The following is a 16,997-nucleotide window of genomic DNA, read 5'->3' as shown; positions in this document are numbered from 1 at the left end:
TTTCTTTTATTAAAAATAAAGTATGGTCTCCCTCCTTTTAAAATGGTAAGTGTTGAATAATTCTACAGTGGTTAGGTAAATGAATAAAATAACTAAACTCGCTTTGGCTTTGTCCGTATTGACATCTGTTGTTGGGTGTCAACTGGTGTCAAATACGCCGATGCAATCGACAGCAACGAAGGAAATAATTGAAAAAGCAAAGGCAGAGTTTGATGGACAACGCTTTTATAAGTTGAATGAATATGATGAAGAAATCAACGTTTCAGATGATGGGGTCATTACCTTCAAGTCTTACTTACCACGCAGCGGCGGCTATGAATGGGTACCAATTGTGATACGCGATACTAGTTTTCGTGTTTCTTGCGATTATTTCAGTGAATATGTTGAAGCTGGAATGGTTGTTCAGGTTCAGTTTGTAGGTAAACGCGGGCGCATTGAAAATTACGACAAGCAACGTTGTGAAGAGTTTGGCGAGCCAACATGGCAATAAGAGCTATAGATAATTAAAGCGCCGACAGGCGCTTTTTATTTACGCCTTAATTAACGTTAGAAGAGGTTTAGACCAATCTTCGGAAGATTAGGCAAGCAATGCGTAGTATCTGGTTAACGAAAAAATACGAAAGTTGCAACAATGTACGTGTCAGTAAAGTAGGAGCGATAAAGCCTCCGCGTACTGTACTCATCGTGTGTTACGTTAATTAGGAGTGTCTACCATGAAAAGCCAGAACGACAATCAAGCAAGTTACCAAGATGAACCTGATGAAGGTCGTCGCAATATGATGAAAATGACGGGTGCCAGCGTGGTTGCTATGGGAGTTGGAGCGCTCTCAACGAGTTCTGTTCAAGCTGAGACGCAAATAAATCTTGGTGACACCTGGGATAAAAGATTTACGAAAAGTAACCAAGTTCAACATCGCAAAGTGAGTTTTAAAAACCGTTATGGCATCACGTTGGCAGCGGATCTTTATCAACCTAAAAATAAAAGTGGCAAGCTTGCGGCTATCGTCATTAGTGGTCCATTTGGCGCTGTGAAAGAGCAGTCTTCAGGGTTATATGCTCAAACATTAGCCGAGCGAGGCTTCATTACTTTAGCGTTTGATCCGTCGTATACCGGAGAGAGTGGTGGTGAACCAAGAAACGTTGCATCACCTGATATCAATACAGAGGACTTTAGCGCAGCTGTGGACTTTATTGGCCTACAGAAAGACGTTGATCGTCAGAAAATTGGTGTGATAGGCATATGTGGTTGGGGCGGCATGGCGTTAAACGCAGTTGCTGCAGATAAACGCGTCAAAGCAGTCGCAACCAGTACGATGTATGATATGACCCGTGTAATGTCTACAGGCTATAACGACAGTACGACGTTTGAACAGCGCACGCAAACGTTAGAGCAGCTAAGCCTGCAACGATGGGAAGACGCCGAAAATGGAACACCTACTTACGGGCCAGTATCGCTTGAGTTAGTTGGAGGTGAGCCCCAATTTGTTATTGAGTATGCAGCCTATTACAAGTCTCCTGAACGTGGCTTTCATCCACGAGCGATTAACTCAAATGCTGCATGGACACTCACAACGCCGCTGTCGTTTATGAATATGCCAATTCTGACCTACATTGAAGAGATATCTCCACGCCCAGTGTTGTTCATTCATGGCGAAAAGGCGCACTCTCGCTATTTCAGTGAAACGGCGTATGAAGCGGCGGCAGAGCCTAAAGAATTGATGATCATTCCAAATGCGAATCATACGGATCTCTACGATCAATTGGATGTGATCCCATTTGATAAATTAGAGAGCTTCTTTAAGGTTAATTTAGTTTAGATCGCCCTCTAGAAGACAACTGAGGAGCGGTTACTATTGTGCTCCTCAGTTCCTATTGATTGAAAAATTCTCTAGATTCTCGGTGAACCATTACGGAGAGTATTTCATTATTATACTCACAAGTCGGTATGAACTTGTTTTGTAGAAAACGCTAATAAAATCGCTAAACAGCTACATGCTAATAGAACGACACCTAAGTTTTGTACTGTTCCAGCCATCGCTAATCCCGTCCCGATCATGATGTAGTACATGAGCCCAAATAAAGCACCTGCGCTACCTACCTGTTGTTTATAATCAACGAGTGCATCACTGAGTATGTTGGGTATCGCAATCCCATACGACATGACGACTAACATCATTGGAGCAACAAACCAGATTGATTGGCTCAGAATCAACACACCGACTGATCCCAAACTAAGCAATACTGCGGAGAGCCAAAGTAGTTGGTTTTTTCGAACATTTTTAGACACTAGGGATTTGTTTAAATAACTCCCAAGCAGAGTGCCTAACCCCAGTACCATGCCACTGTATCCAAATTGTTCGGAGCTATACCCAAGTGCTGAGAAAGTAAATGCGCCAAGCTGGTAATAAGAAAATAGAGCAATGTTATACAAAGCAACCAGTAATCCTGAGCGCCAAATTCGCGCGTCTCTTACCATTTTCCAGCTAAGTTGACGCAACCGTACTGGTGTCTGTTCTTTCTGTGTTTCAGGAAGCTTAATAACGTTATAAGCGAGCAATACTAACGCGATTAAAAATAAAGCGAAAAATACATAACGATATCCACCAAGCCCTGTAAGCTGTCCGCCTAATAGCATGCCTACTACCGGGCTGATTGATATACCCATCCCCATTAAGCTGAAGACTTTACTCAGTTCTTGACCGTCAAACGCGTCACGAAGCATGGTCTGTGTGACAACGGAACCTACCGCGATACCAAATGCGCTCAGGGCTCGCGCAGCCATGACAACAGAAAAACTCTCGGTTTGAGTTGCGAGTAAAGACGCAAAACCATAGATAAAGAGCCCAATAAGCATAGTGGGCCTTCTTCCCAGTTTATCTGCGAGCACTCCCCAAACTACAACGCCAATGGCAAAAGCTAGGAAGTAAATCGACAGTGTTTGTGCTGCTTGTGCGTGGTTTACATCAAATGATAGAGCGATTGAGCTCAACGCTGGGCTATAGATGGTTTCTACAATTTGCGGAAACATCAACATAACCAGCATGAGCCATAAAGAGGGCTTAGTATTCATATTGTTACCCATTGTTAATGAAGTTGGCGGGCAGTATAAATGAGGCTATGATTGAGCCAATAACAACATAAAAACCAAATACATCAACATTCGGACAAAATGGCACTTATTGACGAAGAAACACAATTTGACGCAGACAAAATTTCTAATTGTGTAGTGGGAATTGCTGCGGATATTGGCAAGCACGACTCAGGTATGCATCAGCACAAGAAAGGGCAATTGTTGTACGCACCTCAAGGTTGTATGAGTTTTGCTCTGAAAGACTCGATTTGTATTCTGCCCCCGACAAAGGCGGTTTGGATCCCACCTAATACGCCGCATCGCGCACTGATGACGAATGTGGTGGCGTATCGATCTTTGTATTTTGATTGTGAGGAGTTTGCCTGTCCGAGTAAGATCACGATGATAGAAGTGAATAATTTACTCCAAGCTCTTATTGATAAAATGTCATTTTGGGAGTGGGATAAGCCTAGCAGCGAGATGGTAAATACGACGGCGCTTTTTTGGGAGGAGTTTTATGCTGCGAAACGTTATTCGTTTCAGTTGCCTTTGCCATCGCATCGGCGCTTAACAACGTTTCGTCGAGAGTTGGTTGAACCTTCATTTCTCGCTCCTTCGCTTACTACTCTTGCAAGCAAAGTTGGGGCAAGCACCAAGACGGTAACACGATTATTTAAGTCGGAAACGGGTATGAATTATCAAGATTGGCGTCAACAGTGGAGGCTCTTAAAAGCAGTTGAATTGTTATCTACGGGAATGCAAGTCAGCGCCGTTGCTGATTGGCTGGAGTTTTCTTCAGACAGTGCTTTTATTGCATTTTTCAAAAAGCAAACTGGGCAAACACCGCTAATGTTTATGAAAACTAGACCTTAAAACATCACGATGCTTACGTATTTCTTTAGTACAAATTTGGGTTTTATAGATTCCGTATATATTGGTTCACATAGTGAAATGCTATCGAGCACGTTACTTGTGTTTACTCGGCAGCTGACGAAAATATTGAGTAGCAAAGTCAATAAAGGCTCGGATGCGTTTTGGTTGATGTCGGTCGTGATGGTAAAGGAGTGAAAACTCCACACTCGGAATGCTCCAGTCGGTAAACACTTCTTTTAGCTTGCCTGTCTGGAGTTCTTGTTGGCAATAAAGTGCTGGTACACGGATGATACCATTTCCCGCCAACGCTGCTTTTATCATTACTCTGCCACTCTTACATCGTAACTGTCCACGTATCTGGTGTTCCGTTGACTGCTTTGTATTTGTGTTCTCGAATGCCCAGCGTGTCACACTACCTGTCAAACAAATGTGTTTTTCTAAGTCTTTTGGATGCGAAGGATAGCCATGTGTTTCTAAATAACTTGGGCTTGCGTACGTCCCCATTTCCACATCAATCAGTTTGCGAGCGATAAAGTTGGAGTCGTCTAACTTTCCCATTCGAAAAGCGATGTCGAATTCATCCGCGATTAAATCGACACGATGGCTGCTAAAATCTAAGTTAATGTTCACTTGTGGGTGTTGGATTAGAAACTGAGAAACGATATCTGCAACAACGTCTTCTCCTAAATAACCCCCCACGCAGTTGATACGAATTTCGCCTCTTAATTCTTCTACATCATCAACCACTGCCATAACAGCTTGATCAATATTATGAAGGGCAGTTTCACACTGTTTATACAGAACCTTGCCTGCTTCGGTGAGGTTCAGTGTTCGAGTGGTCCTTTGTAGCAAAGTGACACCAATCTGTTGTTCCAGATTTGTTATTTGACGTGAAACGTGTGAGCGAGAAACGCCAAGTTGCTCTGCTGCTTTCGTGAAGTTTCCTAGTTGAGCGATTAGGACGAAAGAGCGAATATCCGCAAGGTTGATGTGTGTTTGCATGATGACTTCTGCGTAATTCAAAAAAGTATTGTTGCAGTATAACAACAGTGTTTCAACTAGGTCGGTATATATCAACAAACAAAGTTTTCTTAAACTTATCGCCATTGAGGTAAACCGTTCTATTAAGGATTCAAAATGAAAAAGTTAATTGTTATTACAGGCGCTAGTTCAGGCATTGGTGAAGCGATTGCACGTCATTTCAGCGAACAGGGCCATGCTCTTCTTTTGTTAGCAAGACGTGTAGAACGTTTAGAAGCATTAAACTTACCAAATACGCTTTGTGAAAAGGTAGATGTGACCGATAAAGCTTCTTTTGAAGCGGCAATTGAGAAAGCAGAAGCGTTGTATGGTCCGGTAGATGCACTTGTAAATAACGCAGGCGTTATGCTTCTAGGCCAGATAGATACTCAGGACGCATCGGAGTGGAAGCGCATGTTTGATGTGAACGTACTTGGCTTGCTAAATGGCATGCAGTCCGTTTTAGCACCGATGAAAGCGCGTAACAGTGGTACGATCATTAATATCAGCTCTATTGCGGGCAAGAAAACATTTCCTGATCATGCCGCTTACTGTGGTACCAAATTTGCGGTTCATGCGATTTCTGAAAACGTACGTGAAGAAGTCGCATCATCGAATGTTCGTGTTACGACTATTGCACCTGGCGCAGTGGAAACTGAATTACTTTCACATACTACGTCTCAAGATATTAAAGATGGCTATGATGCTTGGAAAGAGGATATGGGGGGCGTGTTGGCAGCCGACGATATTGCACGAGCAGTGCTGTTTGCTTATCAGCAACCGCAAGGTGTATGTGTTCGCGAAATTGCTTTGGCACCAACAAAACAGCAACCTTAACATTAATTTACAGCGACTTCTGGATCATTAGGGCTGTGAATATTTGCACACTGATTCGTGATTGATATGGCATCTTTCAACTAAGTCGTATGAAAATTTAGGTTACCCATTTAAGTCCGTAGCCTAAGTGTGTTATTGCTTATACCCAAGTTACTCAAGGTGAGAAAAAACTTTGAGTAATTTGGGTTTTTATTTGGTCTCAATTTTTAGTATGTCGCTCTATTGGGTCAGCGGGCCACAGTCGTAAAGAAAAGGAGAAGGTGACGTAAAGCAAAATGAAGCAATATCCATAGCTTAATGAGAATTGATTTCATCAACGTCACAAGCCGTTACAATTATCCGTTAGGTATTATACTTTGTGGGTGGTTAATATTTAACCAAACAAGGAGGTGTGTATGAAACGATTCGCGAACATACTTTTTGCAACACAAGGATTGCCTGGTCATAGTGAGGCGCTCGAACAAGCGATGAGGATCGCATCCAGCAACAAAGTACCTGTTTCAGGGCTAATTGCGTGCCCCGATTTCCCCGCGGATATGCTCCAGTATCAGCAAAGTTATGAGCAATCGCTACAAGACTCCCTCAAACAAAGCATTCAGGAATACAGACAGAAGCTCGATCTTTCTGAAGATGATCTGGCATTTCCTCTTACTGTGAAAAGCAGTGAAAAACCCGCTGTCTGTATCATTAAAGAAGCATTAGCTGACAACAAAGATCTTATCATCAAAGAAGCTGAACCACTCGGTGAAGGCGCTGAAGGCTTCAAAGCCATTGATATGACACTGTTACGCAAATGTCCTTGTCCATTATGGTTACACCGACCGATTGATAAGCCGAGAGACAAACGCCGTGTGGCTGTTGCTATAGATCCGTTAACGGCGAGCGATGAACAGCACTCATTAGCGGTGCGTTTACTTGAATTATCTCGTTCAATAGCCGACACCTGTGACAGTCGTTTACATGTGATTTCTTGCTGGGAATATTACTTAGAGAATTACCTACATGACAATGCTTGGATTCAAGTCGACGATGCTGAGTTGAAACATGAACTCGACAAAGCAAAAGCCGATCATAAACAAGCTCTACAACAACTGCTGGAAGAGTCGGGGATTACGGGTGAAATTGTGATTCATCATTTACACGGAAAGCCTGATGAAAAAATCCCGGATTACGTAGAAAGCATAGAAGTGGACGTTCTAGTCATGGGTACCTTAGCGAGAACTGGGATATCTGGCTACGTCATTGGTAATACGGCTGAAAACATTTTGCAATCTATAAACTGTAGTTTGGTCGCTCTTAAGCCCGATGGTTTTGTATCGCCGATTCAGTAATTGGTGTGTAACAAACCTGGGTTTAAGTGGTTGTTTTAGGTAAAGGAGGGAGACGGAGTTCTAGAACATGGAATTATCAGTGTATCAATAAGTTATCAGAGGAGAGTGACATGAAAAACCTATGCCCGAAATGCCACACAGAAATGATAGAACGTTCGAACGTTTATGTTTGTCCGAGAAATGATATCGGTGACTGCACCTACGATGCGTTCGAGTTAACTGATGACGATAATCCATACACATTCAGTCGAGAACACGTAAGTAGTGATCTACGTTCTTACACCGTAGCGGACAGTAAGTAGCTGTTTGTATTAACGTTCCTTTAAGTAGCATTCAGTGATTGCTGATTGCTACTTATCCCTTGGTTTTATGATCTTTTTTGAAATGCTTGGGCTAAAACAATCAAGTGGAGCTTTTTATCTTTGCGCCAAATAGGGCGAACTTTCTTATAAAAATGAATGGGCTGCGATGTTGAATAGCATAACGGGTAAAGAAAACCTGCCGAAAAATCCCGATAATCAGTTGGTCTTACTGATTTTCCCTGTGCTGCCAATTTTAATCTTCTCTTTTCTTTTTTACATCTACACACCCGCAGGCGTAAGCTGGAATGCGGAATGGATACCTGGCCTCGATATTAACTTCAGCTTTAGGTTAGATGGTCTGTCATTCCTTTTTGCCGGGCTGATCAGCGGGATTGGCGCACTGATCCAAATATACGCTTTGGCTTACTTACGAGAGAGTGATAGCCGATTTTCCTTTCATTTATACCTAACCCTATTCATGCTTGCCATGCTAGGGATTGTGATGAGCGATAACATCCTATTGTTGTTCGTTTTCTGGGAACTCACCACCATCACTTCTTACTTGCTGATTGGTTTTAATCACGAAAACAAAACGTCACGAAAAAATGCACTGCAGTCGTTGATCGTTACAGGTGCTGGTGGATTAGCGTTGTTAGCTGGCCTTATCTTGTTGGGAGCGATGGCAGGGAGTTATGAGTTACATACGATCATCGCTCAGGCGGACACGATTGCGCAGCACGAATGGTTTATGCCATCTCTAGTGCTCATACTACTTGGTGCATTTACTAAATCTGCGCAGTTCCCGTTTCATTTTTGGCTACCTAACGCGATGGCAGCGCCCACTCCAGTCAGTGCGTATTTACACTCGGCAACAATGGTAAAGGCGGGCATTTACTTGTTAGCGCGTTTATCGCCAGTTTATGCTCATAGCGAGGTTTGGTTTTATGCCCTAGTGATCACAGGGAGTATCACCGCCGTTTGGTGCACGTTTGTCGCATTAAAACAAACTGACTTGAAGCTGATGCTAGCCTACAGCACGAACGTGGCTTTGGGGAAACTAACATTATTGTTAGGTATGGGCACAGATTTGGCCGTGAGTGCAGTATTGATGTTTATTCTCGCTCACTCTTTCTATAAAGCAGCGCTGTTTATGGTGGTGGGCAATATCGACAAAGCGACAGGAACACGAGATATTGATCAACTGTACGGCTTGAAGTCAGTGCTCGTCATCAGCATGGTTGCGGGGAGTTTGGCTGCATTGTCTAAAGCGGGATTCCCGCCGTTGTTAGGCTTTTTGAGCAAAGAATACATGTACAAATCCGCAGTAGAGCTCAATAACTGGATCGCCTTTGTACTTTTAATGGTCAATATATTGATGGTTGCGCTAACCATTATGCTTATTGCGAGACCATTCTTTGCTCGCCGTGATCTCGTGCCAATTGAAACGAAGCCGATTGAGGCCAAAAAGGCTATGTGGGTTTCACCTTTACTCTTGGCACTTGGCAGTCTCATCGTTCCTTTAGTCGGTTTAAATTGGTTAGATCACAACATCACCTTTCCTGGCTCTGCTGACATTCTGCCTGTAGCCGATATTAAAGCGACATCATTATGGCATGGTGTGAATGTACCGCTAGTCCTAAGCGTTATCACGCTAGTATTGGGGTATGTGGTGTACCGTGTTTATCCCACTGTGTCTGCATTTTTTCAGCGGTTACATCTATTCGTCCCCAAAGCAGAGAATGTTTTTGAACGACTATTAGATGACATGATGACACTGGCGAAGTGGCAAACGGCGCTGTTGCAGCAAAAGAAGTTGAGTCGTTATGTCCTGCTATTTTTCGCGGTACTCGCCGTCGCTTTACTTGGTCAGGTAGCATTTATTCCTCTGCCTTTGTTAGAGCAGCTTTCAAACGTGGCTTTCTATGAGATTGGCATTGCCTTATTGCTGATTGGTGCAGCGATCGTATGTACGTTGTCTCACTCAAGGCTTCTTGCGATTTCTGCGCTAGGTATGATTGGTTTTATGACCACGCTTGTTTTTATGATCTACAGTGCTCCGGACGTCGCGAAGACTCTACTGTTAGTGGAAACATTAATGGTGGTCTTTTTAGCATTGTTAATGCGTCATATGCCGCGTTTAACCACCGTGCCCAAGCATTCAATAAAACGTAAATTGGCGAATGTTTGTATAGCGGGCGTGATAGGTGTTTCGATTACTTTCCTCTTGTTAGGAATCACGTCCCAGCCGATGGATTCATCGGTGTCGGATTTCTTTGCGGAAAATAGTGTCCCAGGCGGGCATGGGCGCAATATTGTCAACGTCATTCTCGTCGACTTTCGTGCGTTCGATACATTGGGAGAGGTTGTCGTCGTTGTCATTGCTGGGATTGCAGCAGTGAGCTTGCTTAAGACAAGAGCGAAAAAGCAAAACCGTATTCAATCATTAATTTTTGCAACCACGGCACATATCGTCGCGGCGCTCATGCTCGTGTTCTCTGTGTATCTGTTATTACGTGGTCATAACGAACCGGGTGGTGGCTTCATTGGTGCATTGATTGCCGTTATTGGCTTATCGCTTCTCATGTTCGCGGAATCACCGAAATACGTTCGTTCTAGATTGTATTTCAAGCCGTTTTTCATTGCGTTATTTGGCATCGCATTGAGCTTGATATCAGGAGCTTTGAGCTTTGCGTTTGATAAACCGTTTTTAACCGGGTTGTGGTGGAAAGATGTGATACCGCTGGGTACGCCGTTGGTTTTTGATGTTGGTGTTTATCTTGCCGTTATAGGTGGCGTGATGGGGATGCTGCTTCGTATTAATGAGGAGCTAGAGTGATGGAAATAGTCTGGAGTGTTGTCGTTGGAGTATTTGTCGCCGCAGGCATTTACTTAATGCTAGAAAAACATATCTTGCGTCTTTTGTTCGGTATCATGTTACTCAGCAGTGCGGTTAACCTTGCTATTTTTACAGCGGGAAGGCTGACTCCTGGAGAGCCGCCATTGATTGGCGATAATGCACTTTTTCCACCAGATGGCGCGGCAAACCCATTACCTCAAGCGCTGATTTTAACCGCGATAGTCATCGGTTTTGGGCTACTTATTTTTGCTTTAATGTTGTTCTATCGAGCTTATAAAGATTCTGGAACCGCAGACGTCGATGAAATGCAACGTTCTGAGGAGGGTCAATGAGTTCGATTTTACTGACGTTACCTGTTGTTCTTTCATTGAGTACGGCGCTGACCATTTTCTTTGTACGTCGCTCAACAAAAAGTGCTGAGTGGTTAAGTGGCGCGAGTGCGATGTTGAACCTTGTTGTCGCAGGACTTCTCACAGAAAACATCATAAGTAATGGTATTCAAGCCGTTGCTTTTGGCCAGTGGCAAGCACCGTTTGGTATCGTCTTTGTCGCAGATTACTTCAGCGTTGCCATGGTGATGATTACGGCAGTGATTGGTGCGATATGTGTTTTCTATGCCATGGTGGACCTTCACCGAAAACCTTCCTATAGCAATTACCATGCGTTGACGCACGTGTTGCTTGCTGGTGTTTATGGCGCGTTCCTCACCGGAGATATTTTTAATCTGTATGTTTGGTTCGAGGTCATGCTCATCGCGTCATTTGGTTTAATGGTATTAGATGCAACGAAAACTCAAATTGATGGGGCAGTGAAGTATGTGATGTTGAACCTGATTTCGACGCTAGTGTTCTTGCTTGCCATCGGTTTGTTGTATGGCGCAACGGGCACCTTGAACTTGGCCGATCTCTATACCAAAGCGGGAGAGAGCGAACTGAGCATCAACATGATGTTGTCCGCCTTGTTTTTGTTTGCCTTTTCTATCAAAGCGGCACTATTTCCTTTATTTGCTTGGTTGCCAGCTTCTTATCACACTTTACCAAGTGGTGTGGTTGCGCTGTTTGCTGCGTTGCTTACTAAAGTCGGCGTATACGCGTTAATGCGAGTCTTCACATTAGTATTTCCGCTCGCCGAGAGTGGTTGGCAGCCGACGTTGATTTGGATTGCTGGCCTCACCATGTTAACGGGTGTTTTGGGGGCGGCAAGTCAATTCGACATTAAGAAGATTCTTTCTTTTCACATCATTAGCCAAATAGGCTATATGATCATGGGGTTGGCGATTTACACTCCCTTAGCTTTAGCTGGTGCTATTTTCTACATTGTTCATCACATCATTGTAAAAGCGAATTTGTTCTTAATCGGTGGCTTTATTGAGCGCAAATATGGCTCTAGTCAACTTGAACATTTGGGCGGGGTATATAAAGCAATGCCTTGGTTAGCGTTCTTGTTTCTTGTCCCTGCGTTTTCTCTGGCAGGATTTCCGCCGCTCTCTGGTTTCTGGGGCAAATTCTTGGTGATCAAATCGAGTTTACAGGCTGAATATTACTGGTTAGCCGGTACCGCGCTGTTGGTGGGGCTGCTTACCGTCTACTCGATGACGAAAATTTGGAGTGAGGCATTCTGGAAAAAGCCGGTTAGGGAGAAAACAGAACAGACTCTGCAAGTCAAAGTACATTGGTTGTATTGCGTTCCAATTGCCGTATTGACCATGTTCACGTTGATCATAGGCTTGGTGGCGGAGCCTTTTTATCAGTTTTCTGTTCAAGCCGCTAAACAACTGTTAAATCCGAATGAATACATTCGAGCGGTATTGGGAGGAAATCCATGATCTATCTATTCCTCAATCTTTTCTTAGCATTAGCATGGATGATGTTAAACGGCAGCTATTCGAGTTTGAATTTTATTGTCGGATTTACGGTCGGTTTTTTTGCCTTACGGTTGAGCCAACCATTTGGATTAAAAACCAGCTACTTTCGACGTTTTGCGTCGGCATTAAAGTTACTGGTGTACTTCGCTTATGAAATGATCATATCGGTTGCAAGAGTCGTGTGGGATGTCGTGACGCCAACGCATTTGAGCCAGCCAGATATCGTCTATGTTCCTTTGGACGTCGATTCCGACCTTGAAATCACCTTACTTGCGAATATGGTTTCTTTAACACCGGGCACACTCAGTTTGGACGTTACGCCTGATAAAAAGCATCTTATCGTTCATGCAATGTTTGCGCCTGAGCATGAAGAAGTTATCCGTGGAATTAAAAACGGATTAGAGCATCGAATTTTGGAGGTGACGCGTGGATAGTTGGCTGCAAATAAGTGTCACTTTTGCCTATGCAGGGTTATTACTCAGTTTTGTTATGGCTTTCTTCCGTTTAATTTTAGGACCAACGCTGGCTGACCGAGTTGTGGCGTTAGATTTGATTTCATTTATCACCATCGGTTTTATTACGGTTTACACCTTAGACAGTGGTGAGGATGCCTTGTTAGATATCGCCATTACATTAGGTTTGGTCGCATTTCTTGGCACAATCGCATTTGCGCGTTTGATCGTTAAAAGGAAGGAGAAAGAATAATGGATGTGTTGATTGGGCTGTTTTTATGTGTAGGGACGTTATTGATCCTAAGCGCTAGTTTAGGTGTGTTGCGGTTGCCAGATCTATATACCCGAATGCATGCCGCAACCAAAGCAGGTACCGTCGGAGTTAGTTGCTTACTACTAGCGGTTGCCTTCTCAATTCCTGAAGTCACCGTGATCTCCCGAGTTATCGGTACGATGTTGTTTATCGTTCTCACTGCGCCAGTTGCCTCCCACCTGCTCGGCAGAGCAATGCGAGAGGTCGGCTACAAAATTTGGCGTAATGATTAAGTTTTTTCTTGTTTAACCAATTGTCACTATTGATTCAGCTGGCTAATTTCTTCCAGAACTTCTGGGTTAGCAATAGCACCAATATTTTTTACAGCTTGCCCGTTCACCAGTTGTTTCACGGCTAGTTCAACCAGTTTTCCTGAGCGCGTTTTAGGAATATCACTGATAGCAAAAATTTGGCGTGGCACATGGCGTGGTGAACATTTTGATTTTAGTGTTTGGCGAATTGAATCGGTGAGTTGTTGGGTTAACTCGACCTCGTGAGCGAGTTTTACTAGTAACCAGATTTCTTCAGACTGCTGGTTTAACTTGCCGACGGCGATGGAGTCCTCGACCTCGGGTAACGCGTTCACTTGCTGGTAGATCTCAGCGGTGCCGATTCGTACGCCGCCTGGATTCAATGTCGCATCGCTACGGCCATAAAAAATAAAGCCGCCATGTTCGGTTTGCATCACATCGTCGCCATGGTGCCAGATATCGGTAAACTTGCTCCAATAAGCGTTGTGATAGCGCTCGCCGTTGTCGTGCCAAAACCCAATAGGGAAGTTAGGTAGTGAGTTATTGCAAGTCAGTTCGCCGCGTTGCGGTGTAATGGTTTTTCCCTCGTCGTCCAAAACACGCACGTCGATTCCAAGCCCTGAACCTTGGCATTCGCCTTTGTAAACTGGTGAGATAGGGTTTCCAAGTACAAAGCACCCGCAAATATCCGTGCCGCCAGCGATAGAAGCGAGATGCAAGTCCTGCTTGATGTGCTGATAGACATAATTAAATTGTTCTGGGTAAAGCACCGAACCAGTCGAACACAGGGTTGTGAGTGATTTCAGGTCATGTTCTGACTTGGGAGAGTAACTCGCATGCTCCAGTGCCTCTAAGTATTTCGCTGACGTACCAAACAGTGACACGCTATGTTCTTCCGCTAATCGCCATAAGACGGAATGATCAGGGTAAACCGGACTACCATCGTAAATCACTAAGGTAGCACCACTCGCAAGTGCTGAAACATGCCAGTTCCACATCATCCAGCCACATGTTGTGTAGTAGAAAACCTTGTCTTTTGGTTTGATATCGCAATGTAGTTGATGTTCTTTGAGGTGATTGAGCAAGGTACCGCCCACGGAATGGACAATACACTTAGGTTGCCCCGTTGTGCCAGAAGAATACAAAATGAATAACGGGTCATTAAACAGTGTTGATTGATATTGAATTGATTGTGGAGAAAAGTGGTGAGCCATATCAGACCAATGCACAAAGTCAGAAGTGTTAGCACTCTCAGCGTTTTGTAAATATTCGATTTGGCATACGCTAATGGTTGCGTCTTCGGAGACACTGCTTAGCTTGCTACTAAGAGTGGTGTTCTTGTCCGTCATATCGAAAGCTTTGCCTCCGAACTGGTAGCCATCACAGCAAAAAAGAACTTTCGGCTTGACCTGGCCAAAACGCTCTACGACGCTATCGATACCAAAATCAGGCGAGGTTGAAGTCCAAATGGCACCAAGACTGGTGGTGGCCAGCATGGCAATAACGGTTTCTGGAAGGTAGGGCAAATAACCCGCAACGACATCGCCTTTGCCAACACCACAATTGAGTAGCCATTGCTGAATGACAGACACTTGTTCGAGCAACTGTGTACCAGTGAGCTGCTTGTGTTCACCGCGTTCATTAGTAAAAACGATAAACTCACGCTCAGGTGTTTGTTCGGCCTGAGAGAGGAGATTCTCTGCGTAGTTAAGCGTGGCGTCAGCAAACCATACGGTGTCCCTATTGACATGGCTCTGAGTAGAATCTGTCTGTGTCCACTTGGGAGCACCAAGGCTTTTGACTTGCGAGCCAATATTTCCAATGACGTTACAGAAATGCCAGGTATGTCGCCAAAATTCGTCATTGTGGTCAATGGACCACTGGTGTAGAGACGTGTAATTGTTGATTACGGCACCTTCGGCTTTGTCTTTATTAACCTTTTCAATGAACCGTAATAAGTTGCTATTGCTGACGCGCTCAGCAGATGGTGACCAAATAGGTGCAGAATTTGGCATAGGTCCCTCAAATTTCAATTCTTTTGAATATGACCAAAACAAAATAAAGGGGCGAACATAGCAGTGTTCGCCCCTTATCTGATCGTTTAAAGTTGTTCGGCAAGCTGAGGTAGTACCTCAAATAAATCACCAACCAATCCATAGTCGGCAACTTCAAAGATAGGAGATTCTGGATCTTTGTTGATCGCGACAATCACTTTGGATTCCTTCATTCCTGCAAGATGCTGGATGGCACCGGAAATCCCAACCGCTATATAAAGCTTAGGCGCAACGATTTTACCGGTTTGACCCACTTGTAAGTCGTTGGCAACAAACCCGGCATCAACCGCCGCGCGAGAAGCGCCAATGGCAGCACCTAGTTTATCGGCAACTTGTTCGATCAACGCGAAGTTCTCTTTGCTACCGACCCCGCGTCCACCTGACACAACCACCTCTGCCGCGCTTAATTCAGGCCGCTCTGACACGGTTTTATCAACAGAAACCAATTCAACCATTGGGTCTGAGATAGTGACCTGCTGAGGCTTAATATCAGCTTGGTTGTGACAAGTAACCGGCTCAAACGCAGACGCGCGCACGGTGACGACGCGAACCTTGTCGCTGGTGGTCACTTTGGCAAATGCGTTTCCTGCGTAAATAGGGCGGATAAAAGTGTTTTCATCGATAACTTGGACAATATCGGAGATTTGCCCAACGCCGAACTTCGCTGCTATTCGCGGTGCAAGATCTTTCCCTTTTGATGATGAGCTAGCCCAGATTGCGTCAAAACCTTCAGCAATACTCACCACAATAGGTGCGATACTCTCGGCAAATTGATGCTTAAGTTGCTCATCATCGACACAAATTACATTTGATATACCATCAACGCGACAGGCTTGCTGAGCGACTTCTTCACACTGGTGGCCCACTACGATCAAAACATTGTCTTGGCTGACTTGTTTTGCTGCATTAACCACTTTGAGTGTGTCCGCATGCAATTGGTTATTGTCATGTTCTGCTATGATTAAGTTCTTCATGAAATCACCTTCGCTTCGTTACGTAGCTTATCGAGAAGCTCTGAGACAGATTCAACCTTGATGCCACCTTTTCTTTGCGCTGGCGGTGTGACTTCTTGAATGGTTTGGCTAAATACCACTTCAACACCCAGACTGTCAGGTATGATTGTATCTAACGGCTTGCGCTTAGCTTTCATGATATTAGGCAAAGAGGCAAAACGCGGTTCATTCAGGCGTAAGTCAGTACTGATCACCGCAGGTAAGTTCATCGCGACCGTCATCAAGCCGCCGTCCACTTCTCTCACGACCTGAACTTTTTGATCTTCTATCTTCACGTCTGAAGCGAAAGTTGCTTGAGGCCAGTCAAGTAGGGCTGCCAACATCTGAGCCACTTGGTTGTTGTCGGTATCAATCGACTGTTTACCCGTAATCACAAGCTGTGCTTGTTCTTGCTCGACCAGAGCTTTGAGCAGCTTAGCGACGACTAATGGCTCTATTTTGTCTTCAGTATCGACATGAATAGCGCGATCGGCACCTAACGCAAGCGCAGTACGTAGTTGCTCCTGACATTGGCTACCGCCAGCACTGACAACGATGACTTCATCTGCAATACCTTGCTCTTTTAGTCGTACGGCTTCTTCAACGGCTATTTCGCAAAATGGATTAATCGTCATCTTGACGTTATTGGTTTCAACATCGCTATGGTCCGCTTTCACACGAACTTTAACGTAGGGATCAATGACCCTTTTGATTGGCACTAGTATTTTCACGTTAGATTCCTTTTTACAGTGAAGACTATGTGTTTACAGTGAAGACGATG

17 protein-coding genes are annotated in these 16,997 nt (G+C 44.3%); 12 read left to right on the top strand and 5 right to left on the bottom strand.

What is annotated here, in order from left to right:
- The first annotated feature begins 79 nt into the window (after window positions 1-79).
- Window positions 80-490: a hypothetical protein gene (locus tag B7360_RS15575; RefSeq protein WP_006741077.1), complete on the top strand. Its 411-nt coding sequence runs from the start codon at window positions 80-82 to the stop codon at window positions 488-490.
- A gap of 223 nt (window positions 491-713) precedes the next feature.
- Window positions 714-1,817 (top strand): alpha/beta hydrolase, encoded by a 1,104-nt coding sequence (locus B7360_RS15570; RefSeq protein ID WP_085343937.1) that lies wholly within the window; start codon window positions 714-716, stop codon window positions 1,815-1,817.
- A 116-nt stretch (window positions 1,818-1,933) separates the two neighbouring features.
- Here the strand turns inward: B7360_RS15570 and B7360_RS15565 are convergent, their stop codons facing one another.
- Window positions 1,934-3,070, bottom strand: coding sequence for a multidrug effflux MFS transporter (locus tag B7360_RS15565; RefSeq protein WP_085343936.1), 1,137 nt, complete (start codon window positions 3,068-3,070; stop codon window positions 1,934-1,936).
- Window positions 3,071-3,169: 99 nt separating this feature from the next.
- On the opposite strand from B7360_RS15565, the gene B7360_RS15560 reads away from it, so the two are divergent.
- Entirely contained in the window at window positions 3,170-3,943 is a 774-nt protein-coding gene (locus B7360_RS15560; RefSeq protein WP_085343935.1) for a helix-turn-helix domain-containing protein, read from the top strand.
- Window positions 3,944-4,036: 93 nt separating this feature from the next.
- On the opposite strand, the gene B7360_RS15555 is transcribed toward B7360_RS15560, so the two are convergent.
- Complete coding sequence (locus B7360_RS15555) at window positions 4,037-4,945, bottom strand: LysR family transcriptional regulator (protein ID WP_085343965.1); 909 nt, start codon at window positions 4,943-4,945, stop codon at window positions 4,037-4,039.
- A 135-nt stretch (window positions 4,946-5,080) separates the two neighbouring features.
- Here B7360_RS15555 and B7360_RS15550 point away from each other — a divergent pair, with 135 nt between their 5' ends.
- The 9 genes from B7360_RS15550 to mnhG all read left to right on the top strand — a co-directional run bounded on the left by B7360_RS15550 (window position 5,081) and on the right by mnhG (window position 13,152).
- The gene (locus B7360_RS15550; protein ID WP_046875926.1) at window positions 5,081-5,800 is read left to right on the top strand and encodes an SDR family oxidoreductase; all 720 of its coding nucleotides are present in this window, start codon (window positions 5,081-5,083) and stop codon (window positions 5,798-5,800) included.
- Window positions 5,801-6,195: 395 nt separating this feature from the next.
- Window positions 6,196-7,131 carry a universal stress protein gene (locus B7360_RS15545; RefSeq protein ID WP_046875927.1) on the top strand — a complete coding sequence of 312 codons (936 nt, stop codon included), beginning with the start codon at window positions 6,196-6,198 and terminating at the stop codon, window positions 7,129-7,131.
- A gap of 110 nt (window positions 7,132-7,241) precedes the next feature.
- Window positions 7,242-7,433 (top strand): hypothetical protein, encoded by a 192-nt coding sequence (locus B7360_RS15540; protein ID WP_005392611.1) that lies wholly within the window; start codon window positions 7,242-7,244, stop codon window positions 7,431-7,433.
- A gap of 166 nt (window positions 7,434-7,599) precedes the next feature.
- Window positions 7,600-10,269: a hydrogen gas-evolving membrane-bound hydrogenase subunit E gene (gene mbhE / locus B7360_RS15535; protein ID WP_101911905.1), complete on the top strand. Its 2,670-nt coding sequence runs from the start codon at window positions 7,600-7,602 to the stop codon at window positions 10,267-10,269.
- Window positions 10,269-10,622 carry a Na+/H+ antiporter subunit C gene (locus B7360_RS15530; RefSeq protein ID WP_085343934.1) on the top strand — a complete coding sequence of 118 codons (354 nt, stop codon included), beginning with the start codon at window positions 10,269-10,271 and terminating at the stop codon, window positions 10,620-10,622. Before mbhE ends, B7360_RS15530 begins: the two co-directional genes overlap by 1 nt.
- Window positions 10,619-12,115, top strand: a complete 1,497-nt coding sequence (locus tag B7360_RS15525; RefSeq protein WP_085343933.1) for a Na+/H+ antiporter subunit D — start codon at window positions 10,619-10,621, stop codon at window positions 12,113-12,115. The genes B7360_RS15530 and B7360_RS15525 overlap by 4 nt, the downstream gene beginning before the upstream one ends.
- Window positions 12,112-12,588, top strand: coding sequence for a Na+/H+ antiporter subunit E (locus B7360_RS15520; protein ID WP_005392607.1), 477 nt, complete (start codon window positions 12,112-12,114; stop codon window positions 12,586-12,588). Before B7360_RS15525 ends, B7360_RS15520 begins: the two co-directional genes overlap by 4 nt.
- Window positions 12,581-12,859, top strand: coding sequence for a cation:proton antiporter (locus B7360_RS15515; protein WP_005392606.1), 279 nt, complete (start codon window positions 12,581-12,583; stop codon window positions 12,857-12,859). Before B7360_RS15520 ends, B7360_RS15515 begins: the two co-directional genes overlap by 8 nt.
- Window positions 12,859-13,152: a monovalent cation/H(+) antiporter subunit G gene (gene mnhG / locus B7360_RS15510; protein WP_085343932.1), complete on the top strand. Its 294-nt coding sequence runs from the start codon at window positions 12,859-12,861 to the stop codon at window positions 13,150-13,152. The genes B7360_RS15515 and mnhG overlap by 1 nt, the downstream gene beginning before the upstream one ends.
- A gap of 26 nt (window positions 13,153-13,178) precedes the next feature.
- Here mnhG and B7360_RS15505 read toward each other — a convergent pair whose 3' ends face one another.
- The 3 genes from B7360_RS15505 to B7360_RS15495 form a co-directional block, all read right to left on the bottom strand.
- The gene (locus B7360_RS15505) at window positions 13,179-15,185 is read right to left on the bottom strand and encodes an acetoacetate--CoA ligase (RefSeq protein ID WP_085343931.1); all 2,007 of its coding nucleotides are present in this window, start codon (window positions 15,183-15,185) and stop codon (window positions 13,179-13,181) included.
- Between the two features lie 86 nt (window positions 15,186-15,271).
- The gene (locus B7360_RS15500; protein ID WP_085343930.1) at window positions 15,272-16,198 is read right to left on the bottom strand and encodes an electron transfer flavoprotein subunit alpha/FixB family protein; all 927 of its coding nucleotides are present in this window, start codon (window positions 16,196-16,198) and stop codon (window positions 15,272-15,274) included.
- Window positions 16,195-16,947 (bottom strand): electron transfer flavoprotein subunit beta/FixA family protein, encoded by a 753-nt coding sequence (locus B7360_RS15495; RefSeq protein ID WP_085343929.1) that lies wholly within the window; start codon window positions 16,945-16,947, stop codon window positions 16,195-16,197. The genes B7360_RS15500 and B7360_RS15495 overlap by 4 nt, the downstream gene beginning before the upstream one ends.
- Between the last annotated feature and the right edge of the window lie 50 nt (window positions 16,948-16,997).

This window comes from Vibrio sp. ArtGut-C1 (assembly GCF_002105475.1).
Lineage (GTDB): Bacteria > Pseudomonadota > Gammaproteobacteria > Enterobacterales > Vibrionaceae > Vibrio > Vibrio diabolicus.
Note: the sequence above shows the minus strand (reverse complement) of the source record. Positions and strands in the feature narration are given on the sequence as shown.